This window comes from Amycolatopsis sp. WAC 01376 (assembly GCF_003947415.1).
Lineage (GTDB): Bacteria > Actinomycetota > Actinomycetes > Mycobacteriales > Pseudonocardiaceae > Amycolatopsis.
Genome location: NZ_QHKL01000007.1, coordinates 336,223 through 361,545 on the forward strand (window position 1 = coordinate 336,223; position 25,323 = coordinate 361,545).

The 25,323-nt window shown below is 68.6% G+C and carries 23 protein-coding genes; 12 read left to right on the forward strand and 11 right to left on the reverse strand.

The features are described from left to right. Nucleotides 1–60: 60 nt before the first annotated feature. On the forward strand, nt 61–210 hold the full coding sequence (locus DMH03_RS42445; protein WP_199749098.1) for a hypothetical protein: 150 nt from the start codon (nt 61–63) through the stop codon (nt 208–210). 18 nt (nt 211–228) lie between these two features. Here DMH03_RS42445 and DMH03_RS32090 read toward each other — a convergent pair whose 3' ends face one another. Beyond that, entirely contained in the window at nt 229–855 is a 627-nt protein-coding gene (locus tag DMH03_RS32090; protein WP_233611752.1) for a hypothetical protein, read from the reverse strand. A gap of 185 nt (nt 856–1,040) precedes the next feature. Between DMH03_RS32090 and DMH03_RS32095 the strand changes: the two genes are divergently transcribed. After that, complete coding sequence (locus DMH03_RS32095; RefSeq protein WP_125795730.1) at nt 1,041–1,406, forward strand: helix-turn-helix transcriptional regulator; 366 nt, start codon at nt 1,041–1,043, stop codon at nt 1,404–1,406. 396 nt (nt 1,407–1,802) lie between these two features. On the opposite strand, the gene DMH03_RS32100 is transcribed toward DMH03_RS32095, so the two are convergent. Continuing rightward, the gene (locus DMH03_RS32100) at nt 1,803–2,768 is read right to left on the reverse strand and encodes a helix-turn-helix domain-containing protein (protein WP_125795731.1); all 966 of its coding nucleotides are present in this window, start codon (nt 2,766–2,768) and stop codon (nt 1,803–1,805) included. Nucleotides 2,769–2,888: 120 nt separating this feature from the next. On the opposite strand from DMH03_RS32100, the gene DMH03_RS32105 reads away from it, so the two are divergent. Beyond that, nucleotides 2,889–3,479 carry an isochorismatase family protein gene (locus DMH03_RS32105; protein ID WP_125795732.1) on the forward strand — a complete coding sequence of 197 codons (591 nt, stop codon included), beginning with the start codon at nt 2,889–2,891 and terminating at the stop codon, nt 3,477–3,479. A gap of 371 nt (nt 3,480–3,850) precedes the next feature. After that, the gene (locus DMH03_RS32110; protein WP_125795733.1) at nt 3,851–5,590 is read left to right on the forward strand and encodes a pyruvate dehydrogenase; all 1,740 of its coding nucleotides are present in this window, start codon (nt 3,851–3,853) and stop codon (nt 5,588–5,590) included. A 6-nt stretch (nt 5,591–5,596) separates the two neighbouring features. Here DMH03_RS32110 and DMH03_RS32115 read toward each other — a convergent pair whose 3' ends face one another. Further along, complete coding sequence (locus tag DMH03_RS32115) at nt 5,597–6,172, reverse strand: TetR/AcrR family transcriptional regulator (RefSeq protein WP_125787613.1); 576 nt, start codon at nt 6,170–6,172, stop codon at nt 5,597–5,599. A gap of 223 nt (nt 6,173–6,395) precedes the next feature. Here DMH03_RS32115 and DMH03_RS32120 point away from each other — a divergent pair, with 223 nt between their 5' ends. Genes DMH03_RS32120 through DMH03_RS32130 form a run of 3 tightly spaced genes read left to right on the forward strand, consistent with a single transcriptional unit; the run spans nt 6,396 to nt 9,971 of the window. Beyond that, complete coding sequence (locus tag DMH03_RS32120) at nt 6,396–6,848, forward strand: (2Fe-2S)-binding protein (protein WP_125787612.1); 453 nt, start codon at nt 6,396–6,398, stop codon at nt 6,846–6,848. Then, a complete protein-coding gene (locus DMH03_RS32125) occupies nt 6,835–7,794 on the forward strand; it encodes a xanthine dehydrogenase family protein subunit M (RefSeq protein WP_125795734.1) in 960 nt (319 codons plus the stop codon). The genes DMH03_RS32120 and DMH03_RS32125 overlap by 14 nt, the downstream gene beginning before the upstream one ends. Then, on the forward strand, nt 7,794–9,971 hold the full coding sequence (locus DMH03_RS32130) for a xanthine dehydrogenase family protein molybdopterin-binding subunit (RefSeq protein ID WP_125795735.1): 2,178 nt from the start codon (nt 7,794–7,796) through the stop codon (nt 9,969–9,971). The genes DMH03_RS32125 and DMH03_RS32130 overlap by 1 nt, the downstream gene beginning before the upstream one ends. Nucleotides 9,972–10,032: 61 nt before the next feature. Here the strand turns inward: DMH03_RS32130 and DMH03_RS32135 are convergent, their stop codons facing one another. The 7 genes from DMH03_RS32135 to DMH03_RS32160 form a co-directional block, all read right to left on the reverse strand. Continuing rightward, on the reverse strand, nt 10,033–10,965 hold the full coding sequence (locus DMH03_RS32135; protein WP_125795736.1) for an ornithine cyclodeaminase family protein: 933 nt from the start codon (nt 10,963–10,965) through the stop codon (nt 10,033–10,035). Nucleotides 10,966–10,983: 18 nt separating this feature from the next. Next, on the reverse strand, nt 10,984–12,000 hold the full coding sequence (locus tag DMH03_RS32140; protein ID WP_125795737.1) for a proline racemase family protein: 1,017 nt from the start codon (nt 11,998–12,000) through the stop codon (nt 10,984–10,986). A 68-nt stretch (nt 12,001–12,068) separates the two neighbouring features. Next, nucleotides 12,069–12,701 (reverse strand): DMT family transporter, encoded by a 633-nt coding sequence (locus DMH03_RS32145; RefSeq protein WP_125795738.1) that lies wholly within the window; start codon nt 12,699–12,701, stop codon nt 12,069–12,071. Between the two features lie 632 nt (nt 12,702–13,333). After that, nucleotides 13,334–13,777 (reverse strand): GreA/GreB family elongation factor, encoded by a 444-nt coding sequence (locus tag DMH03_RS32150; protein ID WP_125795739.1) that lies wholly within the window; start codon nt 13,775–13,777, stop codon nt 13,334–13,336. 90 nt (nt 13,778–13,867) lie between these two features. Then, nucleotides 13,868–14,044, reverse strand: a complete 177-nt coding sequence (locus tag DMH03_RS42450; RefSeq protein ID WP_199749100.1) for a hypothetical protein — start codon at nt 14,042–14,044, stop codon at nt 13,868–13,870. A gap of 6 nt (nt 14,045–14,050) precedes the next feature. Further along, the gene (locus DMH03_RS32155; RefSeq protein WP_125795740.1) at nt 14,051–15,313 is read right to left on the reverse strand and encodes an FAD-binding oxidoreductase; all 1,263 of its coding nucleotides are present in this window, start codon (nt 15,311–15,313) and stop codon (nt 14,051–14,053) included. Between the two features lie 109 nt (nt 15,314–15,422). After that, nucleotides 15,423–16,961 carry a CdaR family transcriptional regulator gene (locus DMH03_RS32160; protein ID WP_125795741.1) on the reverse strand — a complete coding sequence of 513 codons (1,539 nt, stop codon included), beginning with the start codon at nt 16,959–16,961 and terminating at the stop codon, nt 15,423–15,425. 181 nt (nt 16,962–17,142) lie between these two features. Between DMH03_RS32160 and DMH03_RS32165 the strand changes: the two genes are divergently transcribed. The 3 genes from DMH03_RS32165 (at nt 17,143) to DMH03_RS32175 (ending at nt 21,407) form a co-directional block, all read left to right on the forward strand. Next, the gene (locus tag DMH03_RS32165; protein WP_125795742.1) at nt 17,143–18,711 is read left to right on the forward strand and encodes a discoidin domain-containing protein; all 1,569 of its coding nucleotides are present in this window, start codon (nt 17,143–17,145) and stop codon (nt 18,709–18,711) included. Nucleotides 18,712–18,798: 87 nt separating this feature from the next. Continuing rightward, entirely contained in the window at nt 18,799–20,358 is a 1,560-nt protein-coding gene (locus tag DMH03_RS32170; RefSeq protein WP_125795743.1) for a discoidin domain-containing protein, read from the forward strand. A gap of 17 nt (nt 20,359–20,375) precedes the next feature. Next, nucleotides 20,376–21,407, forward strand: a complete 1,032-nt coding sequence (locus DMH03_RS32175; protein WP_125795744.1) for a hypothetical protein — start codon at nt 20,376–20,378, stop codon at nt 21,405–21,407. 7 nt (nt 21,408–21,414) lie between these two features. Here the strand turns inward: DMH03_RS32175 and DMH03_RS32180 are convergent, their stop codons facing one another. Then, a complete protein-coding gene (locus DMH03_RS32180; protein WP_125795745.1) occupies nt 21,415–22,407 on the reverse strand; it encodes an Lrp/AsnC family transcriptional regulator in 993 nt (330 codons plus the stop codon). Between the two features lie 160 nt (nt 22,408–22,567). On the opposite strand from DMH03_RS32180, the gene DMH03_RS32185 reads away from it, so the two are divergent. Continuing rightward, nucleotides 22,568–24,076, forward strand: coding sequence for an AbgT family transporter (locus tag DMH03_RS32185; protein ID WP_125795983.1), 1,509 nt, complete (start codon nt 22,568–22,570; stop codon nt 24,074–24,076). Nucleotides 24,077–24,126: 50 nt separating this feature from the next. After that, nucleotides 24,127–25,221: a M20 family metallopeptidase gene (locus tag DMH03_RS32190; protein WP_125795984.1), complete on the forward strand. Its 1,095-nt coding sequence runs from the start codon at nt 24,127–24,129 to the stop codon at nt 25,219–25,221. The last annotated feature ends 102 nt before the right edge of the window (nt 25,222–25,323 follow it).

Consider the following 25,323-nt stretch of genomic DNA (forward strand, 5'->3'; position numbering starts at 1 on the left):
ACGGCGGGGCCGTTAGAGTGAACGGTCGCTGTAGTCATCACCCTTGAGGAGCAGTAGTTCATGATCGCCGAGAGCGCGAACCAGCAGAGCGTGACCTTCCCGCAGGAAGCCACGCCGATCTTCGACCTGGTCGCGAAGACGGTGTCGCGCAAGCAGACCGAGGACGAGCACGACTTCGACCGCGAGGCCGGTCTGGCGACCACCGCGTAGTTTCCTGCCGAGAGAACGTCAATCAGACGGCGTGCCCGCGTGGACGCGGAGTTCCGCGGCCGTGCGGCGGGCGTGGGCGAGGCCGTCGAGGATCCATTGCGGGGGCTGCCGGTCGTTGGTCGCGATCCGCTCGTAGGCGGCGACCAGCCGTTCCGCGATCTTCAGCCGGGCGTCCGCGGCCGCCGGTTCAGGCCCCGTTCCGGTGTCGCCCTGCTCGGGCGGGATCGTGACCAGGGCGAGGTGCCCGGTCGAGGACCCGGCGGTGGTGTCGGGATGCGGTTCCGGGACAGACAGCCGCCGGATGCGGAAGGACGTCCGCTCGGTGTTGTCCGGCACACTTTCACGGCGGGAGTCCTGCGAGGGGAAGGGATCCGCCCGGAATCGCGCGACCGCGGGCCCGTAGCGGGTTCGCACGGACTGCGGCGTCTCCCCGTCGAGCCCGTACGCGATCTCCTGCCAGGTCTTTCCGTCGATCCTCGCGGCGACCACCGTGGCCTCGACGATCTGCTGCGTCAACTCGATCAGACCGGAGTGGTCCGACGCGGAGTCCGCCCGGGCGGCGTTCGCGGCCAGGTCGGCGAGTTCCGCCGCGTGCGCGGCGAGGACCAGATGCGCCCGGCTGGCCGCGGCGGGGACGTGACTCACAGGTGTTCTCACCTTCTCTGATGTGCAAATTTGCATAAATGTGCAATTTTCGCGCTGAAGAAACGCGGCCGTGCCCTGATCGGGTGTGGCCGCTGCGGTTCCGCGCGGGGTGCGGTTCAGTGGACCGTGTGGTCGGGCACGATCGAGGTCATCCGGACGGCAGGACCTGCGAGGGAGGGATGCCGATGAACAGGCCCCTGTACCAGGCGAAGGCGGAACTCTTCAAAACGCTGGGCCACCCCGTCCGGATCCGGGTACTCGAACTGCTCAGCGAGCGCGACCATCACGTCTCGGAGTTGCTCGCCGACCTCGGTATCGAGCCTGCCAACCTGTCCCAGCAGCTCGCGGTGCTGCGGCGGGCCGATCTGGTGGTGCCGCACAAGGAGGGCACGGCCGTGTCGTACTCCCTCGCCAGCCCGTCGATCACCGAACTGCTCGCCGTCGCGCGTGGGATTCTGAGCGGGCTCATCACCGGCAGGCTGGAGTTGCTCGACGATCTGCGGAATTCGGCCGATTTTTCCGGCGACGTGAATTCATCGGAAATCGACTGAAAGGAAGCACGTGCGCGGTCGTCATCGATTTTCCTGACCGGCATCGGTGTTGTTCTCGGTCAATTCTGAATTATCCTCGCCGCCGCGGGGGAGCCCGCCATCACCGGCGGCCGCCCTCCTCGTTTCCTCGACCAGGGAGTCGAAGATGGGGGTCCCGCACAGTTCCACATGGTCCTCCGTCAGAACGGTTCTCGTGCCGGGGTCATCTTGCCCCGGAATGGGTTCTTCGATCCAGTTCCGCCAGGCAATGCACTCGATTGAGCTCACCCTCTGGGGTGAGCTATTCGCCGATGCGAAAAGCAAGTGTAGGGCATGGCTCTTTCCGGGCTCGCACGGCATCGCCGGTTTGTGGAAATAATGATTCCGCTTTCCGGCAGTGCGCGGGAAAAGGATTTCTCAGCGGACAGCCGCGCTGCCGGAGAACTCGACCCGGTAGCGGGTCGGCGTGGTGCCCAGCGCGGCGGCGAAGTGCTCGCGAAGACGGGCTGGCGTGCCGAAACCGGACTGCGCGGCGATGGCGTCGATGCCGAACGCGGTCGTTTCGAGAAGGTGCCTGGCCCGCGCGAGGCGTTGCGCGACAAGCCAGTTGTGGACGGTGGTCCCGGTGCGGGCACGGAACGAGCGGGTGAAGGTGCTCCGGCTCATATGCGCACGGGCGGCGAGCCCGTCGATGGTGTGCGGTACGTCCAACTGTGACTGCGCCCAGCTCATCACCTGGGTCAGCGGATCGTTGTCCGGCGCGGGCACGGGAAGCTCGATGAACTGGGCCTGGCCGCCGGGGCGATGCGGCGCGGCGACGATCCGGCGGGCGACGCCGTTCGCGACGACCTGACCGGCCGTGCGGGCGAGCAGGTGAAGACAGGTGTCGATTCCGGCGGTCGCACCCGCGCCGGTCACGACGTCGCCTTCGTCGACGTACAGCTCTTCGGGGCGCAGCTCCACCGCTGGGAAGCGCCTCCTGAACGTTTCGACCCATTTCCAGTGAGTGGTCGCGGCGCGCCCGTCGAGGATACCGGCGTCGGCGAGCGCGAAGACTCCCAAGCAGAGCCCGACGACGAGTGCTCCGCGTTCGTGCGCGGCGCGCAAAGCGGCGGCGACGGGCGAAGGTGTCGGGGCTTCCGGGTCGGACCACCACGGCACGACCACGATGTCGGCCTTCGTGAGCGCGTCGAGGCCCGCGGGCACGTCGATCGCGTAACCGCCGCTCGTGGCGAGACGGCCCGGCTCGACGGCGACGACCGCGATCGGCCACGGCTCCATGTCACCCGTCGGAGCCTCGGGTCCCCACACCAGGGACGGCACGGCGAGGTGGAACGGGCTGATCCCCTCGAACGCCAGGACGGCCACCTGTGGAGCACTCATCGATCTCTCTTCTCGCGGATGTCGGCCGATCTCGACCACAGCCGACCCGAATCCGTATCCCAGTATCGGATCGGGTCAGCCACGATGGTAACCGTACCGACGGAAAGCGAAGGAAACACGATGACCAGCACTACTCTCCGCGAGATCAGCACCCTGCCGACGACTCCCGCGACTCTCTCGGACGCGACGGTGATCCTCGTCGACTACCAGAACACCTACACGCGCGGCGTGATGGAACTCGACGGCTGGGAAGCGGCGCTCGACGAGGCGGCCACCTTGCTGGCGCGCGCCCGTGCCGAGGGCGCGACGGTCATTCACGTCAAGCACGACGGCGGCGAGGGCAGCCCGTACGACCTCCAGCAGGACATCGGCCAGATCCACGAACGGGTCGCCCCCGCTCCGGGCGAGGAGGTCGTGGTGAAGACCGCGCCGAACTCGTTCGTCGGCACCCCGTTGGGAGAACTGGTCGACGCGGCCGGACACCAGAACGTCGTCGTGGCCGGGTTCATGACCCATATGTGTGTCACGTTCACCGCGGAGGGCGCGTTCCTGCGTGGAAACGCCCCGACCGTGGTGGCGGCCGCCTGCGCGACGCGCGCGCTCCCGTCCGCTGTCGGCCCGGTGACCGCCGCGGAGCAGCATCGCTCCGCCCTCGCCACGATCGGTGATCTTTACGCCGTCGTGGTCGGTTCCTCGGCCGACCTCGGCTAGGTCGCGTTTCATAAGTCAAGTTCGCGGTCTTCGCGCCCAAGCGTGGTTCCGGGCTGGCCGACAGGAGTCAGCTGCGCTCTGAGTGTCCACAAGAGTCGTGAGTGGCAAGTAGCGTTCTAACCCTCTTTACCACTCACGACCCCCTCCCCAAACCGCACAACTCGCCCAACTCGGACACTGACACCTCGGAAAATGTCCCTAATGGACAGTCGGGAAGGCGTCTCTTCGGCCAGTCCCGCCCCAGCCGCCAACTCCGGCCACGGCACGTTGACTTACCCCTCAATACGAAACAGGCGCTAGGTCCTGCGAGGCGGGGCACTCCCGTGGATCATGAAGGGCAGTCCCGCCGCCGGAGTATCGAAGGGGTCCTGATGGCCAAGCCCAACGTCGCCGAGCAGTTCGTCCAAGTCCTGGTGCAGGCCGGGGTGGAGCGGATCTACGGCGTGGTCGGAGACAGCCTCAACCCCATCGTCGATGCCATCCGGCGCACCCCGGGCATCGAGTGGGTGCACGTACGGAACGAGGAGGCCGGCGCGTTCGCGGCGGCCGCCGAGGCCCAGCTGACCGGAAAGCTCGCGGTGTGCGCCGGCAGCTGCGGTCCCGGCAACACGCATCTGGTGCAGGGTCTTTACGACGCGCACCGCACCGGTGCCCCGGTTCTCGCGCTCGCCTCGCATATCCCGTCCGCGCAGATCGGGACCGGGTTCTTCCAGGAGACCCATCCTGAACGGTTGTTCGTCGACTGCAGCGGCTACTGCGAGCAGATCAGCAGGCCCGCTCAAATGCCAAGGGTGCTGCGGATCGCCATGCAGCACGCGTTGTCCCGCGGCGAGGTGTCGGTGCTCGTGCTGCTCGGCGACGTCGCGCACCTCGAGGCCGCGGCGCCCACCGGGAGCGGAGTGCCGGTCACCGAACACGGGACGGTCATGCCGCCCGAATCCCAGGTGGCACGGCTCGCCGAGTTGATCAACGAAGCCGAAACCGTCACGGTGTTCGCCGGCGCCGGGGTGCGCGGCGCGCATGCCGAGGTGATGGAACTGGCCGAGACCGTCCAGGCGCCGGTCGGCCACAGCCTGCGCGGCAAGGAGTGGATCCAGTACGACAACCCCTACGACGTCGGAATGAGCGGGCTGCTCGGCTACGGCGCCTGTTACCGGGCGATGCACGGCGCCGATCTGCTGCTCCTGCTGGGCACCGATTTCCCTTACGATTCCTTCCTTCCCCAGGCCCGGACCGTGCAGGTCGACCACGACGCGACCCGGCTCGGCCGCCGCACCCCGCTGGAACTGGCGGTGCATGGCGACGTACGGGAAACGCTGCGAGCAGTGCGGCCGCTCCTGCGACGCAAGACCGATCGGACGTTCCTGGACCGCATGCTGCGTGAGCACTGCAAAACGCTGGAGCAGGTCGTCGACGCCTACACCCGCAACGTCGAACGGCACGTTCCCATCCACCCGGAGTTCGCCGCGGATCTGCTGGACGAACTCGCCGCGGACGACGCGATCTTCACGGTGGACACCGGAATGTGCAATGTGTGGGCGGCCCGGTACCTCACGCCCAACGGGCGGCGCCGGGTCATCGGTTCGTTCCTGCACGGCACCATGGCCAACGCGCTACCGCACGCCATCGGCGCGCAGTTCGCGTACCCGGGACGTCAGGTCGTGTCGATGTCCGGCGACGGCGGGCTCGGCATGCTGCTCGGCGAACTGCTCACCGTGGCCTTGCACGACCTCCCGGTCAAGATCGTGACGTTCAACAACTCCTCGCTGGGCATGGTGAAACTGGAGATGCTGGTCGACGGCCTGCCCGACTATCAGACCGACCACCGCCCGGTCGACTTCGCCGCCATCGCCAGTGGCGCCGGTCTGCGAGCCGAGCGGGTGACCGACCCGACCCGGCTGCGCGCGGCTCTCAAGGAGGCGCTGAGCCACGACGGCCCCGCGCTGGTCGACGTCGTGACCGACCCGAACGCGCTGTCCGTCCCGCCGCACATCACCGCCGGGCAGCTCGGCGGATTCGCGTTGGCCGCGAGCAAGGTCGTCCTCGAAGGCGGGGTCGGCCGGATGATCGACCTTGCCCGCGCGAACCTCCGCAACATCCCTCGGCCCTGAGCGGCGTCAAGAACGGTCGGTGCCCATCCCGCGCCACAGCAGATCGAGGAGGCTCGCGACGTCGCGCCGCCACTCACCGTTCGGGTCGAGGTACAGCAGGCCGCCCAGTCCACGCAGGACGGTCTCGGGCTTCAGATCCGGGCGGACGGTGCCGGCGTCGATATTCGCCTGCAACAGCTTGAAAACCGCGCCGACCATGGCCTCGTAGGCTCCCGCGGGCAGCTCGCCGCGCGAAGCCGTCGCGGCGCGAAGGGCGTCGGCGAGTCCGCGTTTGGTCATCATGTAATGCGCGAGGTGGTCGGTGGTCCACGTCCGGAAAGCCTGCTCTGGCGGGAACTTCTCGAGCAGGCTCGGCACGATGTCGACGAGCTGGCGTACTTCGCGCTGGTAGACCGCCAGGATGAGGGCTTCCGGGGTGGGGAAATGCCGGTACACCGTGCCGACACCGACCTCGGCCTGTTTCGCGATCGCGTTGAACGAGACCTCACCGGAGCCGGCCAGTGACTTCGCCGCGGTGGCGAGGATGCGCTCGTGGTTGCGCCGGGTGTCCGCGCGCCGGGGGTTGACCGATCCCGTCGTCATCTTCCCTCCCGTCCGCCGATCCCGTTCTCCGGTGAAATGTAGCCGAGGAACCCGGGCGACCTGGAGCGACTCCAGGGGGAGCATCGACATTGCCAAGCGGATTGTAATCCGCTAACTTGAAAAACGAAGCGGATGAATATCCGTTTCGGTTCGCGAACAGTCTCCCACCACCTCAACCTACGCCGTCGGGCCCGTGCCCGGACGATCTGCGGAAAGAGATCCAGTGGACATCTCACTCGAAGTCAACGGCAGGACGGAACACCTGAGTCTCGATCCCGGGGTGACCCTGCTGGACGCGCTGCGGGAGCGGCTCGCCGTCACAGGCCCGAAGAAAGGCTGTGACCGGGGGCAGTGCGGCGCCTGCACGGTGCACGTCGGCGGACGGCCGGTGCTGTCCTGCCTCACCTTGGCCGCCACCGTGAAGCAGCCGGTGACCACGGTCGAAGGACTGTCCACAGAGGACCGGCTGCATCCGGTCCAGCAGGCGTTCGTCGACCGGGACGCCCTCCAGTGCGGATTCTGCACGTCGGGGCAGATCATGTCGGCGGTCGCCGCCGTCGAGCAGGACGTCGAGGACGTCCGTGAGTTCATGTCCGGCAACCTCTGCCGGTGCGCGGCGTACCCGAACATCATCGCGGCCGTCGAGCAGGCAAGGAGGGCCGATGCGTCCCTTTGAGCTGCTCGCACCCGAGACCGTCGAGGCCGCGGTCTCCTCGCCCGGCACCTTCCTGGCGGGCGGGACCACTCTCGTCGACCTGATGAAACTCAATGTCCTGACCCCGCAACAGGTCCTGGACATCAACGCGGTGCCGCTGCGGGGTATCGACACCGCCGACGGGCTCCGGTTCGGCGCGCTGGAGCGAATGGGCGACATCGCCGCGCATCCCGGGGTGTATCCGGCGATCTCCCGGGCGCTGCTGCTCAGCGCCTCCCAGCAGATCCGGAACATGGCGAGTATCGGCGGGAACCTCATGCAGCGCACCCGCTGCTCATACTTCCGGGACGTCGCCATGCCGTGCAACCGGCGGGTACCCGGTAGCGGCTGCCCTGCGATCTCGGGCGCCAACCGGATGCACGCGGTGCTGGGCACGAGCGATTCGTGCGTGGCGACCCACGCGAGCGATGTGGCCGTCGCACTGGTCGCCCTCGACGCACGGCTCCGGCTGGTCAGCGCGACGGGCACCCGCACCGTCGAACTGGCTTCCTTCTACCGCCTGCCCGGTGACACCCCGGAGGTGGAGACCGATCTCCAGCCCGGCGAACTGATCGCGGAAGTCGTGGTCCCACAGCTGGATTGGGCGTCGAACTCCACGTACGTCAAGGTCCGGGACAGGCAGTCCTACGAGTTCGCGCTGTGCTCGGCCGCGGTCGCGCTGCGGGTCGAAGGCTCGCGCATCGTCGACGCCCGGGTCGCGGCCGGCGGCGTGGCGACCGTGCCTTGGCGGCTGCCCGCGGTCGAGGAGGCCTTGCGCGGCGCGCCCGCGACGGTCTCGGCCTTCGAAGACGCCGCCGCGCTGGCCGCCGAGGGCGCGCGCCCGTTGGCCTCGAATGATTTCAAGACGTCGTTGCTGCGGCGGACCATCGTCCGCGCACTGCTCGAACTGACCGAGGGGAGCCGCTGATGACCAGCCGGGTGGACGGGCCACTGAAGGTCACCGGCCGGGCCGAGTACGGGGCGGATCACACCTTCCCCGGGCTGGTCCACGGGTACGTCGTGCTCAGCACGATCGCACACGGCGAGATCGACGCGATGGACGTCACGGCGGCGAAAGCTGCTCCGGGCGTGATCGGTGTGTACACGCCGTTCGATCCGCTGGAACTGCGCACCCCGGCCACACAGTTCATGGGTGAGACCTGGGTTCCCTTGCAGGACAAGGAAGTCGCCTACTATGGCCAGCCGATCGGCTTCGTGGTCGCCGAGACCTACGAGCAGGCTCGCGACGCGGCGATGCTGGTCGAGGTCTCCTACCTGCCGAGGCCCGCGCTGACTTCGTTGGAGGACGGCCTGGCTTCCGCGGAAGACGCGCCGTCCGGGAGGGACGGTGGACCATCCACGCTCGCCATCCTCGCTCCCGGCGTCGAGTCCATCGAGGACGCGCTCACCGCGAGCCCGGTGGTCGTCGAAGCCACGTACTCCACCGCGCCCCAGCACCACGCCGCGTTGGAACCGCATTCCGCGGTCGCGGTGTGGGGGCCCGACGGCCTGACGGTCCACAGCGGCAACCAGGGATCCAACCTCCAAGCGGCGGAGCTGGCGATGGCGCTGGGCACGGAGCCGTCCGAGGTGCACGCGGTGAACCCCTTCGTGGGCGGTGCGTTCGGCGGCAAGGGCCGCACGTCCACCCCGGCGTTCCTGGCCGCGGCGGCGGCCAGGGTCCTCGGCAGGCCGGTGAAAGCCGCGCTCAGCCGGGAACAGGTCTTCACCGCGACCGCGGGCCGTGCCGCGACGGTGCAGAAGATCGCGCTCGGCGCGGAACACGACGGCACGCTCAACGCCCTGCGTCACGACTCGTGGTGCAGCACTCCGCTGGACCGGTCGTTCGTCGAGCCGACGTCACACGGCACCTCGCGCGAGTGGTACGCCACCCGGAACCTGGCCATCAGCCAGAAGATCGTGCCGCTGAACATCCCGCCGACCACCTTCATGCGGGCACCGGGCGAGGCGCCGGGGTCTTTCGCGCTGGAGAGCGCGATCGACGAGCTCGCGGTCGCGCTGCGCATGGACCCGATCGAGCTGCGTCAGCGGAACAACTCGACCGCTCCGCCCGGCAAGGATCTGCAGTGGTCGAGCAAACACCTCGACGAATGCTTCCGCATCGGCGCGACGCGGTTCGGCTGGGCGGATCGCGCACCCCAAGGGCGGGCCGACGGAGACTGGCTCGTGGGCATGGGAACGGCCACCGCCATGTTCCCCGCCTTGCGATTCCCGGCGACGGTCGAGATCACCTTGCTGCCCGACGACACGGCCGTCGTCGCGACCAGCGGAGCGGACCCGGGGACGGGCTTGCTGACCGTGCTCTCCCTGGTGGGCGGGGAATCGCTGGACATCCCGCCGGATCGGGTGACGCCGCGGCTCGGTGATTCGAAGCTGCCGCCCGGGGGCATGTCCGGCGGCTCGACGGCCACCGCGAGTGCGGGGACGGCCATCATGATCGCCGCCGCCAAGGCGATCGACGAACTGCTGGCACTGGCGTCGGCCCCCGGCGCACCGTTCGACGGTATGGACGTGTCCTATGCGGACGGCCAGGTGCTGGCCGGAGACCGGACGATGACCTTCGGCGAACTGTTGCGGGCACTGAAGCGCCCCTCGTTGTCGGTGACCGGTTCCTCGGCGCCCGGCGAGGAACTGACCAAGCATTCGTTCAGCTCCTTCGGCGCCCAGTTCTGCGAAGTCCGCGTGCACAAGTGGACGCGCGAGATCCGGGTGTCCCGCATGCTCGGCGTATTCGACTCCGGCCGCATCATCAACCCGGCGGCGGCGCGCAGCCAGATCATCGGAGGCATGATCTGGGGTGTGTCGGCCGCTCTGCACGAGGGGCTGGAAGTCGAGGACAACGGACGCTTCGCCAACGGTGACCTCGCGAGCTACCTGATCCCGGTGAACGCGGACATCCCGGAGGTCGACGTCCACTTCGTCGAGTACCCGGACACGTTGCACAACTCGGTCGGCGCGAAAGGGCTGGGCGAGATCGGCATCGTCGGAATGGCGGCGGCGGTCGCGAACGCCGTCCACAACGCCACCGGGATCCGGGTCCGGCACATTCCCATCCTGATCGAGGATCTCCTCGACGAGTCCTAGGCGGGTGTGGAGATTCGGGACCACACGTGTCCTGAATCTCCACACCCGGGCCTGATCGGGTTCACGTTGCCCGGCCGAGGCATGCTCGAGCGAGCAGGTCGGCGATCGCCCAGTCCTGCATGGCCACCCCGACACTCTTGAAGACCGTCCGGCCGGATCGCTTCGGGACTCCGTCGGTCAGCGCGGTGCCGAGCTCGATGAGGTCGTCCTCGGTGATGGCACCCGCCTCCAGTGCGTGGATGATCTCCCCGGACTCTTCGAGGACGGCGTCGCGTTCGTCGATGACGACGGTCGCTTCGGCGAGCAGCTCGTCCGGGAGTTCTCGCATGGTGGGGCGGAAGGCGCCGATGGCGTTGACGTGGGCGTGGTCCGCCAGCGACAAGTGCGAGAACAACGGCGTGGTGGACGTCGTGGCGCAACAGACGATGTCGGCATCGCGAACCGCCTCGTCGACGTCGGTCTCGACATGGACGGTGTCGAGGTGCAGCTCCTCGCCGAGGACCTTCGCGAGCGCGCGGGCGCGTTCAAGGCCGCGGGCGACGATCCTGAGCTCGGTCAGCGGCCGGACGGCGTGCACGGCGCGGATCTGATCAGCCGCCTGCCCGCCGGCGCCGATGAGGGTGCACGTCTTCGCTTCCGGCGGAGCCAGCAGGTCGGTCGCGACGCCGACGATGGCGCCGGTGCGGATGCGGGTCACCTCGGTGGCGTCGGCGACGAGATGACGGACGTGGGCGAGTTCGCTCCAGACGACCGTCCCGACGATGGCGGGCACGCGCCCGTCGAAATCGAGGCTCAGGGTCTTGATCATCGCCGAGGCGGTCGGGCGGTGGTGCGTGGACATCACGAGGAATCCGCCGTCGCGCAACACGGTCCGCGTCGGCATCTCGAACTCGCCACGGCGCAGTGCGAGAAATCCGTTCCGTACCGCGTCGATCGCGGCGGACATGGACACGGCCGAACGGATCTCCTCGGGGCCGAGGGTGACGACGTCCATGAGTCCTCCTGATTTCCCTCAGCGCAGTACGAAGCCCGGAACCAGGTCGTCGTCGGGGTCCACGACGAACCGGTGGTGGCCGGTGCGGAACGCGCGGCCCGTCACCACGGGCATCACCGCGTTCCGGCCGGCGACTTCGGTCGTGTCCGCGATCCGGGCGGACCAGGTCGAACCGACGATCGACGAATGGACGAGTGCCCGATCCGCCGCCAGCCGCCCGGACGCGTGTAGTGCCGCGACGCGCGAGGCGGTCCCCGAACCACAAGGTGACCTGTCCACCTGCCCGTCGGCGAAGACGGTCACGTTGCGCTGACGGACGTTTCCGTCTTCGTCGTCGCCGAGGTCGTCGAAGAAGATCACGCCGTAGATTCCGCTGAGCCTCGGGTCGAGCGGGTGTTCGGCGTACGCGCTCGTGTTGAGCTCGTTCTTGATTTTCCGCCCCAGGTCGATCAGTTCGGGTAACGAGGCCTTGTCGACGGAGAGACCGAAGTCCGCCGCGGGCACGTGGGCGTACATCGCGCCGCCGAAGGCGATCACGCAAGTGGTGGTGCCGCGCGACGTCTCCACTACGACGTCCTCATGAAGGAGATAGCCGGCAACGCTGACGAAGTCGACCGCGGTGACCTTGGCGCCGGCCGTGGCGACCCGCGCGGTCACCCGTCCGGACGGCACGTCGACGACCACCTCGGTGACGCCGCTGGGGTCGGTGGGCACCAGCCCGGTCTGGACCGCCCAGGTGCCCAGGCACATCGTGCCGTGGCCGCACGCGGCGGAGAAGCCGTCCTTGTGCCAGAAGAGAACGCCGAAATGGGCACCCGGATCGTCCGGTGCCACGACGAAACCGCCGTACATGTCGGCGTGCCCGCGTGGCTCCGAGCAGAGCAGTTGCCGCAATCCGTCGACTTCGGAGTCGGCCGCGGCCGCGACACGCTTTTCGGCGACCGTCGCCCCGGCTGGTTCCGTTGTCTCGGTGACGATCCTGAACGGTTCGCCACCGCAGTGGTAATCCACCGCGTCGATCCCGTCGCTGGTCATGGTGAAGCAACGTAACATGTGACATCGCGGTCGCAACCTGCGCGACGATTTGCTCCACAGGCGACGATTCAGCGTCTCTCTGGAACCGGGCGGGCCGCCAGCAGCAGGGCCAGAAAAGTGATCGCGACGCCGGCGAACGTGGCGGCCGACGGCCACGGTGACTCGGCGACCGCCCCGATCCGGCCGTTCAACGCCGTCTGGATCGCGATCGCGACACCGGCGAGCACGGGCAGCACCGCCAGAGTCAGCGTGCCGGGACCGCTCCAAGCGCCGTACCCGGCCACGGCGACCGCCGCCACACACGCCGCCGCCCCGGCCGTCCGTGCCGTCGTGATCGGGCGCCCACCCCAGAACCGGTCCACGACCAGCCCGCCGAGCGCCGAGCCACCCACGACCGCCACCGTGAACACGGCCACGCCGACAGAGCCGACACTGATTCCCTGAGCGGCCACGAACAACGCGCCGCAGACGCCGCCCGTCAGATGCCACCACCGCAACCGGCCGGCACACACCGCCGCGCACAGCAGACCCAGCCCACGCCGCCCGACGGGGAGCAGCGGAACGGCCACGAGCAGGAGAATCAGCCCGACACACGTCGACGCCAGCGTCGCCGCGATGCCGTCGCCCATGCGCGAACCGAGTTCTCCGTTCAACCGGGCCTGAAGTGCCAGTCCCACACCGGCGACCACCGCCCCCGCCACGGGAACAACACCCCGACCGTGCCCCGCCGATTCCCCACGCCCAGTCACTGGCCGAACGGTGACAGCCCCGGTGGTCGTGCGGAGCGGTGTGCCACGAACGTCACAGACCTTCTCGGCGCCGCTGCGATGACCGTGGTGGTCGGCACGACGGACACGGCCTCGTCATCCGCGATGTCGTTCGTGGAGACGCGGCAAGTGCGTTCTGCGGCGTGTCGTTCCGTGAAGGGCCCCTTGAGGGACTCTGGGTCCCTCAAGGGGCCCTTCACGGAACGGGAAACTCAGCGGCACCAGTCACGACGGGGCGCGTGAAGGGGTCCTTCACGCGCTCCCTAGCTACATGAAGGACCCCTTCCTGTAGCTAGGCGCAAGGAAGGGGTCCTTCATGTACTTCGCGACCGGCCGCCGAGGTCACAGCCGTCCCACTGTCACCAGGGAATCACATCTGACGGTAGCGAAAGCCTCCTTCACTACCGTCAGAGTAGGCAAGGAGGCCTACGCAGCAGCGACACTGGCCCCGCACCACGACACCTTTGGCTTTCCCCTCAACAAGCAAGGGTCGCTAGAACACGCTCCCTTGGCCCAGGGTTGGTAGCGAAGGCGTAGGAACCGCGAGCCCAGCCGGCATCGAACCGTCAGCGGGCGCCCTCCCGATGGCGGCTGTAAGGCTTGGCGTCGAGAAGCGTGACGCCCACGGCTCCGCCGCTCGGCACGCGATACTCCCGCCGGTCGCCCGGTTTCGCGCCGTGGAGTGCGCGGCCGAGCGGAGAATCGGGGGAGTAGACCTCGAGAGCGCCGTGTCCAGCCTCGTCGCGAGTGCCGAGCAGGAAGGTTTCGGTGTCGCCGTCGTCGTACTCGACGGTGAGCACCATGCCGGGCTCGGCGATCCCGTCGTCCGGAGGGTCCTGTCCGACCACGGCGCCGCGCAGCGTGTCCTCGATCTGCCGGATCCGTGCCTGCCGGTGGAGGAGGTGCTCGATCTCGTCGTCGGTGCCGGGGCGCCGCAACGTCGCGAGCTCGCGCACCAGGCGCGCGTGCGCTTCCGGGGTGAGCCAAGGGCCTGACGAGACGATGGTCATGGTGCTGATCGCCTTTCGATCGTTACGTCTGTGAGGGCCGGGCGCGGAAAGGACCCGGCCCCCACAGACCTTCGGTGAGTCCCGCGTCGGTCAGCGGGTCTCTGGCTTGTCGTGCCGCCGCTGGAAGGCGCCCGCGTCGGTGGCGAACCCGATCGCGGCCTTCAGCAGAAGGTCTTTCTCGGTGCGCAGCAGGGCGTTCTCGGCGCGGAGCCGGTCCACTTCGGACTGTTCGGCCGGTGGGGTTTCGTTGTCTGGAAGCATCGTCATCCGAAATCAGCGAAGGGGATCGAAGGGGCGCAGGGCCTCGGGCTGCTTCCCGGTGGTGATGTGCTCGGCCAGGAGGCGTCCGGTGATCGGGCCGTGGGTCAGTCCCCACATCCCGTGCCCGCCCGCGACGTAGAGGCCGGGGGTGCTCGTCGCGCCGATCACGTGCCGCCCGTCGGTGGTGACCGGGCGGGAGCCGACCCATTCGTCGGTGCGCCGGTCCCAGTCCAGGCCGGTGAGGAACGGTCGCGCCGAGGCGATGATCGCGTCGATCCGGGCGGGATCCAGTGGTGCGTCCGGCTTCCGGAACTCCATCGTGCCTGCCACGCGGAGGCCGCCCCGGTACGGCGTGCACGCCACGCGGATGTCCGGCAGGTAGAGCGGCCCTGGTACGGGACGATCGGTCGGCACGGTGAAGGAGTAGCCGCGTCCGGCGCGCACGGGGACCTTGACTCCCCACTTCCGCCCGAGATCTCCCAGCCAGGCCCCGGTCGCCAGCACGACCGCGTTGGCGTTCACCGTCTGGCCCGTCTTCGAGCGCACGCTCAGCGCATGGCGGTGTGCGCGCAGGGACGCGACTTCGAACCGGTGACGGATCGTGCCGCCCCGGCCGACCACCGCTCGTGCCAGCGACTCGACGAACCGGCCCGGGTCGACGTAGCGCTGCCCGTCGATCCGGACACCGGCGCCGAGCCTCGCCGTGGCCTGGGGGAATCGCTCGGCGAGGTCGGCAGCAGTGAGCCGGGTGTAGGAGATGTCCTGTCCGGTCTCGCCGATGCGCCGCAGTTCGGTGATCAGCCCCGAGGCCTCGTCGGTGGTCTCGAACGCCGCCGTGATCGGCGCTTCGATGGTCGGCGCGTCCACCCCGTTCGCGGTGAGGACGTCGAAGGCCTCGAGGCATTCCTCGTTCAGGGGTGAGTTCGCCTCGACAGCGCGAGTCCACGAGCGTCCGGTGCAGTTCGCGGCGAAGCGGGCGAGGAACGACCACAGCCGAGGATCGGGGGACGGCGGAACGTGCAGCGGTGCCTGCCGGTCGAGCAGCGTCCGCAGCCCGTAGCGCAGGACACCGGGTTCGTTGAGGGGGATCGAGAGGCCGGGGGAGAGCCAGCCGGCATTGCCCCACGAAGCGCCGGCCGCGATGCCTTCGCGGTCCAGCACCGTGACGCCGACGCCGCGTTCCTGCAGGAACCACGCGGTCGACAGGCCGACCACGCCGGCGCCGATCACGATCGCCGAACGCGGGCCGCCGTCGATCCGGTCGAGATCGCCCATGAATTCCTCCGCTGCACGAGTGGTGCTGTCGCGGTCAGGATGGCTCGGAAACAGAACGCGGCGATTGTCCGGATCCGACAAACAGGGCGGGCGGCTTTGGCCGGAACGGTCAAGTGCCAGGTTCGGACACGGCCAGCTCGATGATCATCGCCAGCCGTTTCGCGGGCTGGTCGAGCCGGAGTTCGGTCACCTCGGCCATCTTCCGCAGCCGGTAGCGGATCGTGTTGGGGTGCACGTCGAGCCGCTCGGCGGCTTCGGCGAGGTCTCCCTGTGCCTCGAGCCAGGCGCGCAGCGTCGCGACGTAATTGGTGGCGTTCGCGCTGTCGTGCCGTCGCAACTCGGTGATCGGGCCGCGGGCCGGTGCCCGGCCGGACGCGGCGGCGGCTCGCAGCCGTTGCACCAGGATGTCGTCCCAGGCCTCGTCGTAGGCGATCGCGGACTTCGTGCCTGGCCGGACGTCGTGGAGTGCGAGACATTCGTCGGCTTCCCGCCTGCTCGCAGGCAGCTCCACGGACGTCGCTCCGGCTCCGATCCCGGCCAGCATCGTCACCTGGCTGGGCAGTGCCTCACGGATCGAACCGACCCACGCCCTGGCGGCCTCGACGTCGTCCCCTGGCAGGACGGTGTAGACGGTGTTGCTGAACAGAGTGCTGCGCCCCGGCCGTGACCAGCCGAAACCGGTGGTCGCCCGCTCGAACGCGAGCAGGAGCGCGGCGTGGCGTTCGTCGCCGATGTGGGCCTGGAGTGCGATCACGCGGAATCGGCCGGGTGGCAGGCCGAGCCTGCTGAGCACGGCCGCCGCGTCCGGCGTGCCCTCCACCAGCCGGATCACCAGATCGGACTCGACCTGCCGTTCCAGGTCCGCGCTCGCCCGGGAGCGCAGCAGATGCAGGCCGACCGTGCGCGAGCTGTCCCGCAGGACCGCACGCCGGGTGTCGATCAGCGGCCGGTCGCATTCCACCCAGATCGAGCCCAGTGCCTCCCGGCCCGCGCGGACCGCGACGACCATGCGCCCGGTCAGCCCGTGCTCGGGATCGGCTTCGACGAACAGTGGCTCGTCGGACTCGGCGAGATGCCGGAACACGCCGCGCCGCTCGAACAGTTCGCGGACCGGCTCCGGGACCTTCCTGCCCAGGATCGTCTCCAGCCGCGCCCGGTCGGCCTGGTGCTGGCGGCTGGAGTAGGCCAGGACCCGGGAGAGCCGGTCTTCGATGGTCACCGCGCTGCCGAGCGCGTCGGCGAGGCTGTCGGCCAGCGCGAACAGGTCGGTCGGCCCGCGGCCGGACTCGGTCTCGCGACCTTCCAGCACCAGCCCGTAGACCACGCCGGCGAGCTGGCCCCAGGACACGTCCGGCTCCACCAGCAGCACCGCGACACCGCCGCGCTCCGCCCGCTCGGCCGCCTCCGGGTCCGGCGGCGACGATCCGCGGACCAGGACGACCGACGCCCGCGCCGCGGCGGCGAGGTCCACGGCCGTCGTGACGGAGTCCGTGCCGACGGCGAGGTACACGTCCCCGCGCAGGTCACGGGGGTCGGCGGCATCGTGCATCACCACGTCGCGCAAGGCCGCCTCGCGCGATACCGGGCAGCACCACAACCGCGCCCCGTAGCCACCGAGGACGTTCACGAGCCGATCCAGCGTCACCATGGCCGCGACCTTGCCACCAAATGGTGCCGACCACCGGGCGCTCACCCGTTGACTGTGAGTTTAAGAACCTTTTACACTGCGATCGTTAGGAAACTTACTTAACTAATGTCAGGACGACTCCGGCCGACACGACGTCGCCCACCGCCGGTACTCGCCGACTCCGCAACGTCGAGGAGTTCGCATGAAACGGAGAACACCCCTGGCCGGTGTCGCGGTGGCGACCCTGGTCCTGCTGGGGCAGACGCTCATCTCTTCCGGTACCGCCGCGCAGGCGGAATCCCTGCTGTCCGCGGGCAAACCGACCACGACCTCGTCGGTCGAGGGCACTGCCTTCGCCGGTGGCAACGCCGTCGACGGCAACGCCACGACCCGGTGGGCGAGCGAGGAGATGGTGGATCCGCAATGGATCGCCGTCGACCTCGGCGGCACCGCGACCGTCACCAAGGTCAAACTGAACTGGGAAGCCGCGTACGCCAAGACCTACAAGATCCAGGGCTCGGCCGACGGCAAGACCTGGACCGACATCAAGTCGATCGTCGGCGGCGACGGCGCCATCGACGAACACCTCGGCCTCAACGCCTCCGCGCGTCACATCCGTGTCCACGGGACGGCTCGCGGTACGACCTACGGCTATTCGTTGTGGGAGCTCGAAATCTACGGCGACCGCGTCGGCGGCGGTGACACGCAGGCACCGACGGCGCCGACCGGCCTCGCCGCGACGGCCACCACCACCGACAGCGTCACCCTCGGCTGGACGGCGTCCACCGACAACGTCGGGGTCACCGAGTACGAGGTGCTCCGCGACGGGAACGTCGTCGGGACCACGGCGACGACCACCTACACCGACAGCGGGCTGGCGTCCGGAGTGGAATTCGGCTACTCCGTGCGGGCACGAGACGCGGCGGGCAACGTCTCCGCGGCGAGTGCGGCGATCCGGGCCGCGACCAAACCCGGCGGCACCGGACCCATCACCATCGCGCTCGCGGGAGACATCGCCAACCCCGAGCTCTTCTCGACGCATCAGGCGACCGCGAACCTGGTCGCCAAGATGAACCCGCAGTACGTGCTGACCGTTGGCGACAACCAGTACCACAAGGGCACCATTTCCGAGTACCGCGCGCACTACGACAAGACGTGGGGCAAGTTCAAGAGCATCACCAAGCCCACGACGGGCAACCACGAGTGGGACGACCAGCTCAGGGGATACAAGGAGTACTTCGGCGCGATCGCGTACCCGCAGGGCCAGCCGTACTACAGCTACGACATCGGCGACTTCCACTTCGTCGCGATGGACTCGAATCCGATCTACACCGGCGGTGGGTCCGAACAGGTGACCTGGCTGCGCAACGACCTGGCGAAGAACACGAAGTCCTGCGTCATCGGGTACTGGCACCATCCGCGCTTCAACTCGGGAAACTACGGCGACAAGAAGCAGATGGCGCCGCTGTGGAACGAACTGGTCAAAGCGAAGGCGGACGTCGTCTTCGGCGGGCACGACCATCACTACGAGCGGACCAAGCCGCTGGACGTCAACGGGCAGGTCGACGAGGCGAACGGCGTGCGGTCGGTGATCGCCGGCATCGGCGGCGACTACCTCTACACGGATTACAAGACGCACGAACGGGTCGAGAAGATCTTCGCCAAGCACGGCGTGATGAAGCTGGTGCTGAACGGGAAGTCCTACTCCTGGGAGATCCACGACACCGCTGGGAAGGTGCTCGACAAGGCGGGTCCGTACACCTGCCGCTGACGGCCGTGGTCCGGTGCCGTACGCGGCACCGGACCCGGTGTGTTGTCCACGAACACGTAGGTCCATCCAGGAGTACAGGTGAATCGAATGGTGAAGCCGGGCGTCGCCGCGATCGCGGCGATCGTCCTGCTCGCTCAACCCGTGACCGCTTCCGGCGCCACGGCCGGACCGGTGGAATCCCTGCTGTCGGTCGGCAAACGGACCACGACCTCCACCGTCGAAAACGAGAGCTTCAGTGGCGCTCTCGCCGTCGACGGCGACTCGACGACCCGCTGGGCGAGTCTGGAGGGTGATCCACAGTGGATCGCGGTCGACCTCGGCGGCCCCGCGGACATCAGCCGGATCAAGGTCTTCTGGGAATCGGCCCACGCGAAGGATTACCAGGTCCAGGCGTCCGACGACGGCCAGAACTGGCGGGACGTGAGAACCGTCGTGGGCAGTGACGGCAGCCTCGACGAGTTCACCGGCCTGAACACCTCCGCGCGGCACGTCCGGATCTTCGGCACGGCGCGGGCGACCGTTTACGGATACTCGCTGTGGGAGTTGGAGGTCTACGGCGTCCGGACGGGCGACGGTGACATCCAGCCGCCATCGGTGCCGGTCGGGCTCCGGCAGGCGTCGGCCAGCACCGAGAGCATCACGCTCGGCTGGACCGCGTCCACCGACAACGTGGGGGTCACGGAGTACGAAGTCCTGCGCAACGGCAACGTCATCGGCCGGACCGCGACGACGTCCTACACCGACACGTCGCTGGCGTCGGGCTTCGACTTCCAGTACGCGGTGCGGGCACGGGACGCGGCCGGGAACCTGTCCGGGTCGACCGTGCCGGTGAAGGCGGCCACCCGGCCGTCGGCGTCCGACGGCATCGTCATCGCGCTCGCCGGCGACATCGCCAAGCCGGAGCTGCCGTCCGAGCATCAGCGGACGGCGGAGCTGGTGAGCAGGATCAAGCCCCGATACGTGCTGACGGTCGGCGACAACCAATACGTCGACGGGACCATCGAAGAGTTCCGGAATTACTACGACAAGACGTGGGGCAAGTTCAAGCGCATCACCAAACCCACGCCGGGTAACCACGAGTGGAACAACGAGCTGGCGGGGTACAAACAGTACTTCGGGAAGATCGCGATCCCCAAGGGAAAGCCGTACTACAGTTTCGACGTCGGCGCCTTCCATTTCGTCGCGCTCGATTCGGACCCGGTGTACAACGGCGGTGGCGCCGAGCAGGTGGAGTGGCTGCGCAAGGACCTCGCGAAGACCAAGAAGTCCTGCATCGCCGGGTATTGGCACCATCCGCGCTTCAACTCGGGTAATTCCGGAGACGCGAAGAGCATCGCGCCACTGTGGAACGAGCTGGCCAGGGCAAAGGCTGACGTCGTGTTCGCCGGGCACGATCACCATTACGAGCGGACCAAGCCGCTGGATGTGAACGGGCACGTCGACGAGGCCAATGGCGTGCGCTCGGTCATCGCCGGTATCGGTGGCGACAGTCTCTACCTCGATTACAAGGCCCGTGAAGGCGTCGAGAAGATCCTGGGCAAGCACGGCGTGATGAAGCTGGTGCTCAAGGGAAAGACCTATTCCTGGGAGATCATCGGCACCAACGGGGAACTGCTCGACAAGGCGGGCCCGTTCCGCTGCCGGTGACGGGGAAAGGAGACCGGGTGAAGCTCCCGATGAAGTTCGTCGTGGCGCTGGCGGGTGTCGCCGCCCTCGCCGCCGCCTCGGTGGTGTACGTCGTGCAGGCCAAGGCGAACAGCCCTGAACGGCGGACGGCCGACGCGACGGTCGCGGTGGATTCCGCACAGCCGGTCGTACTGGGGGAGCCGGGGCGGCTGCTGTTCCGCAACGGTGCGGCGGGGCCCGGCTACGGGAACGTCGCCTCGGTCCCCGTCTCCGATCCCGGGGGTCCGCGCCGGGTCAGTTCGCTGAGTTGCGAGCGGTTCTACACCGCGGCGGACGGCGGACTGTGCCTGGCGAAGGAACCCACGCCCATGCCCGGCGCGGTCGCCAGGTTCGTCGACACCGCGCTCGCCGAGGTCAAGCGGGTCGACGTCCCCGGCATCCCCAACCGCGCGAAGCTCTCGCCCGCCGGCCGGATGGGAAGCTGGACCACCTTCGTCACCGGTGACTCGTACTCGACGCCCGGCACCTTCTCGACGCGCACGGCCATCATGGATCGCGAACGGAACGAGCTTTCGAGCAATATCGAGGGCATCCCCCTGCGGATCGGGGACGCGGTCCACCGCGGCGAGGACGTCAATTACTGGGGCGTCACGTTCGCCGCCGACCAGCGGACGTTCTACGCCACGGTCGCCACCGGCGGGCGTACCTACCTGGTGCAGGGCGACAACGAGGCATGGAACGCGCGCACGCTGCGGGAGAACGCGGAATGCCCGTCGTTGTCGCCGGACGGGACGAAGCTCGCGTTCAAGAAGCGGGTGGCGGACGGCGACGTCCGGCCATGGCGGGAACACGTGCTGGACCTGGCCACGATGCGGGAGACCCCGCTCGCGGAAACGCGCAGTGTGGACGATCAGGTGGTCTGGCTCGACAACGACACGATCGCCTACGGCCTGCCGCGCGAGAACGGGAAGGAAAGCGACATCTGGTCCGTGCCCGCAGACGGCAGCGGCGCGGCTCGCCTGCTGGTCCCGTTCGCCTCGTCGCCGTCGGTCACCACGGCCGCTCGCTGAGCCGGGTTCAGGCGCTGTCCGGGGCGAATCTGCCATCTTCCCGGTACAGCCAGTACCGGCGCAGCATGCGCAGCACCACCGAAACCTGCAGTGCGGTGATCCCGGGTAAGGGTGCGAGGTCGCGGGTGAGGAAGTCGGCCATCTCGTCCTCGTTGCGGAACACGCCTTGGTGGATGACCGAAGCGGTGCCGGCGACGATCGACACGTACCGCGCCGACGGATGCCGCGCCAGTTCCCCGGCCACGGCCTCGATGGCGCCAGGGGTGATGGTCAGCGCGATGACCGCTTCCAGTTCGTAGCCGAGCTGCGCGGGTTCGACCTCGACCCGCGGCCGGACGATGCCGCGCCGCAGCGTCGACTGGATCAGCCGGTAGGCGGTGGACTGGCTGAGGTCGAGGATCCGGCCCGCTTCGGCCGCGGTGATCCGGCCGTTCCCGGCCAGCAGCCCGATGAGCCGCCGTTCGTCCGGACCCACTTCGTCGGCGTCGAATCCGTCCGGCGTGCCCGGTACCACCTGTTCGCGGGCGAGGATCGCCTGCTGTTCTTCGCTCAGCCGATGCAGCCGCCAGGAGTCGGCCCTGGTCAGCGCCCGCAGCACCAGCTCCGAATGCGTCCCGGCCACACCGGCGACCCCGGGGATGCGCTCGGCGAGCAGTTCGCGTGCTTGAGCGCGGTCCGGGACGTGCACGGCCAGGTAGACGTCCGACCGGCCCGCCGTCTCCGCCGCGAGCTGGACCTCGGGAAACCGTGCGAGCGCCTTCGCCGCCGAGCCGGACGCGCCCGGTTCGGTCGTGACCCAGACGTGCCGCGGGTTCCCGCGAGCCCTTGCCCGCCACTCGACCTGGCCGATCACCCGGAGGATCCGCTGTTCCTCGAGGCGGGTCAGCCGTCGCCCCACCGTGCTGGCCGAAACGTCGAGCGCCTCGGCCAGCGCGGCGACCGACGCGCGTGGGGCGACCTGGAGCGCCGCGATCAGGTCGAGGTCGGGTTCGGTCAGCATGGGTTGAATGTATCAGTCACTGAGTGCTTCCAAGTGACTGATCCGAGCACTTTCACATTCAGACTTGCACTATTCGGTCGTATGAGTCTGTAATGGGCCTCCGATCGCGAAAGGAGCCGCGCCGGTGAGTTCCAGCCAGGCCAGAACCACTTCACGTCCGATGAACTTCCTGCTGCGCGCGCTCGACGGCGTCGAGCGGCTCGGCAACAAGCTGCCGCATCCGTTCTGGCTGTTCGTCCTCCTGAGCGGAGTGCTGGCGCTGGCCAGCTGGGGGCTCAGCGCGGCCGGGGTGTCGGCGGTGAACCCGGCCACGGGCAAGACGGTCGAGGCGAAGAACCTGTTGTCCGCCGAGGGCGTGCGGATGATGGTGACCGACGCGGTCAAGAGCTACACGTCGTTCCCGCCGCTGGGCACGATCCTCGTGGTGATGCTCGGCGTGGCGGTCGCCGAGCGGTCCGGTCTGCTCGCGGCCGTGCTCCGGTCCGGCGTTTCGAAGGTGTCGCCGCGGTGGGTGACGTTCGCGCTGGCGTTCACCGGAATGGTGTCCCACGTCGCCTCCGACGCGGCCTACGTGGTGCTGATCCCGTTGGGAGCCTTGGCTTTCCGCGCGGTGGGGCGCAGCCCGATCCTGGGTATCGTCGTCGCGTTCGTGTCCATCTCCGCCGGTTACGACGCGAGTCCGCTGATCACGCCGACCGACGCCATCCTCTCCGGGCTGACCACGGCGGCGGCGCAGACGATCGATCCGGCCTACTCGGTCACCCCGCTGGCCAACTACTTCTTCTCGCTCGCCTCGTCGGTCGTGCTGGCCGCGGTGATCACGCTCGTGACCGAGAAGGTCCTCGCGCGCCGCGCCGAGGCGATGCCCGTCGACGATGACGCGGAGGAAGACGATCTCGGCTCACTCCGGCTCAGCCGTGAGGAGCGGCGGGGCCTGCTCGCCGCGCTCATCGCGCTGGCCGTCTTCGTGATCGCCTTGGTGCTGGCGGTGCTTCCCGCGTCGTCGCCGTTGCGCGGCAAGGGCGGGAGCATCATCGAGTCACCGCTGCTGACCTCAATCTCGATCTTCCTCGCGCTCGGCTTCCTGGCCGCGGGCTGGGCCTATGGCAAGGTCGCCGGGACGGTGACCAGCAGCCGCGACATCCCGGGGTTCATGGCCCACGGATTCCGCGAGATGGCGCCGATCCTGGTGCTGTTCTTCGCCATCTCCCAGTTCCTGGCCTACTTCAAATGGACCGGCATCGGGGAGATCACCGCGATCAACGGCGCCGGCCTGCTCAAAACCTCCGGCGTCTCCGGACCGGTCATCATGCTGGGCATCCTCGTCGTGGTGACCCTGGTGAACCTGATCGTCACCAGTGGTTCCGCGCAATGGGCGCTGATCGGCCCGGTGTTCGTGCCGATGCTGATGCTGCTGGACATCCCGCCGGAGACCACGCAGGCGCTGTACCGCATCGCGGATTCGTGCACGAACGCGATCACCCCGATGAGCCCGTACTTCGTGATGGCGCTGGGCTTCTTGCAGCGCTACCGCCGTTCGGCCGGTATCGGCACGCTCTTCTCGATGACCGTCCCGCTCGCGTTCTCCCTGCTGGTGGTGTGGACGTTGCTGTTCTTCGTGTTCTGGGTGTTCGGCATCCCGCTCGGCCCCGGTGCCCCCGTTCGCTAGAAAGGATTCTCTTGTCACACACGGATTGGTCCCGGCAGGCACTGCCCGGCATGCTCGACGATCTGCGGACGATCGTCGAACTGGAGACCCACAGCTACGACAAGCCGATGCTGGACAAAGGACTCGACACCATCCGGTCCTGGGTCTTCGACCGCCTCGGCGCGCCCGATACCGAGGCCCGGCACACCGACCTGGTCCGCGGCGACGTGCTCGAACTGAGCTATGCGGGTACGGCGCCGGGAACGGTGCTGCTCCTGAGCCACTACGACACGGTCTGGCCGACCGGGACGCTCGCAGAGTGGCCGTACACCGACGACGACGGCCGCATCTCCGGGCCGGGTGCTTTCGACATGAAACTCGGGCTGGTGCAGTCGGTCTGGGCCCTGCGAGGCCTCCGCGAACTCGGCCTTCCGCATCCGTCGGTGAAGTTCCTCTTCAACGGCGACGAGGAGATCGGCAGCCCCCACTCGCGGCCGTACATCGAAGCGGCGAGTGAGGGCGCGCTCGCCACGCTCGTCTTCGAGGCGTCGCTGGACGGCAAGCTGAAGACCGCGCGCAAGGGGGTCGGCCTGTTCGACGTGACGGTCACCGGCGTCGAGGCTCATGCGGGCCTGGACCCGTACGCGGGAGCGAGCGCGATCCACGCCCTCGCCGAGGTCGTCGGACGGCTCGCCTCGGCGGGCTCGCGCGAACACGGGACCACGGTCAACGTCGGCACCATTTCCGGTGGTACCGGTCGCAACGTCACCGCGGGCAACGCCGTCTGCGGTGTCGACGTCCGCGTCGCCGAACCGTCCGAAATGGACCGGATCGACGAGGTTTTCGCCGGACTGGCCGCCACCGATCCTCGCGTGACCGTCGCGGTCGAAGGGGAGTGGAACCGTCCGCCGATGACGCCGAACGACCCATCGCGGGCCCTGTTCGCGGCGGCGCGGAAGGTGGCCGCCGAAGCGGGCTGGGACCTGGAGGAGACCGCCGTCGGCGGTGCGAGCGACGGTAACTTCGTGTCCGCGCTGGGCCGCCCGGTGCTCGACGGGCTCGGCGCCGTCGGAGGCGGCGCTCACGCGCGCTTCGAACACGTCCTCGCGACGCACATCCCGGAACGGACGGCGCTGGCGATCGGGCTGATCACGGCACTGGCCTGACCGGGTTTCTGTGTCAGGACCCGTATGCCGACCGCTCGCGCGCCGAGCGAGTTGACCACGCGCCGGTGGGTTTCGGTGGCCGCCGAACGTGGTAATCCCGGC

Bases quoted from the DNA above. Each gene is read 5' to 3' on its own strand.
- DMH03_RS42445 (WP_199749098.1), top strand. From the start codon at position 61: ATGATCGCCGAGAGCGCGAACCAGCAGAGCGTGACCTTCCCGCAGGAA.
- DMH03_RS32170 (WP_125795743.1), top strand. From the start codon at position 18,799: ATGGTGAAGCCGGGCGTCGCCGCGATCGCGGCGATCGTCCTGCTCGCT.
- DMH03_RS32160 (WP_125795741.1), bottom strand. From the start codon at position 16,961: ATGGTGACGCTGGATCGGCTCGTGAACGTCCTCGGTGGCTACGGGGCG.
- DMH03_RS32165 (WP_125795742.1), top strand. From the start codon at position 17,143: ATGAAACGGAGAACACCCCTGGCCGGTGTCGCGGTGGCGACCCTGGTC.
- DMH03_RS32135 (WP_125795736.1), bottom strand. From the start codon at position 10,965: ATGGACGTCGTCACCCTCGGCCCCGAGGAGATCCGTTCGGCCGTGTCC.
- DMH03_RS32095 (WP_125795730.1), top strand. From the start codon at position 1,041: ATGAACAGGCCCCTGTACCAGGCGAAGGCGGAACTCTTCAAAACGCTG.
- DMH03_RS32190 (WP_125795984.1), top strand. From the start codon at position 24,127: ATGCTCGACGATCTGCGGACGATCGTCGAACTGGAGACCCACAGCTAC.
- DMH03_RS32140 (WP_125795737.1), bottom strand. From the start codon at position 12,000: ATGACCAGCGACGGGATCGACGCGGTGGATTACCACTGCGGTGGCGAA.
- DMH03_RS32130 (WP_125795735.1), top strand. From the start codon at position 7,794: ATGACCAGCCGGGTGGACGGGCCACTGAAGGTCACCGGCCGGGCCGAG.
- DMH03_RS32155 (WP_125795740.1), bottom strand. From the start codon at position 15,313: ATGGGCGATCTCGACCGGATCGACGGCGGCCCGCGTTCGGCGATCGTG.
- DMH03_RS32110 (WP_125795733.1), top strand. From the start codon at position 3,851: ATGGCCAAGCCCAACGTCGCCGAGCAGTTCGTCCAAGTCCTGGTGCAG.
- DMH03_RS32150 (WP_125795739.1), bottom strand. From the start codon at position 13,777: ATGACCATCGTCTCGTCAGGCCCTTGGCTCACCCCGGAAGCGCACGCG.
- DMH03_RS32125 (WP_125795734.1), top strand. From the start codon at position 6,835: ATGCGTCCCTTTGAGCTGCTCGCACCCGAGACCGTCGAGGCCGCGGTC.
- DMH03_RS32100 (WP_125795731.1), bottom strand. From the start codon at position 2,768: ATGAGTGCTCCACAGGTGGCCGTCCTGGCGTTCGAGGGGATCAGCCCG.
- DMH03_RS32105 (WP_125795732.1), top strand. From the start codon at position 2,889: ATGACCAGCACTACTCTCCGCGAGATCAGCACCCTGCCGACGACTCCC.
- DMH03_RS42450 (WP_199749100.1), bottom strand. From the start codon at position 14,044: ATGACGATGCTTCCAGACAACGAAACCCCACCGGCCGAACAGTCCGAA.
- DMH03_RS32185 (WP_125795983.1), top strand. From the start codon at position 22,568: ATGAACTTCCTGCTGCGCGCGCTCGACGGCGTCGAGCGGCTCGGCAAC.
- DMH03_RS32115 (WP_125787613.1), bottom strand. From the start codon at position 6,172: ATGACGACGGGATCGGTCAACCCCCGGCGCGCGGACACCCGGCGCAAC.
- DMH03_RS32180 (WP_125795745.1), bottom strand. From the start codon at position 22,407: ATGCTGACCGAACCCGACCTCGACCTGATCGCGGCGCTCCAGGTCGCC.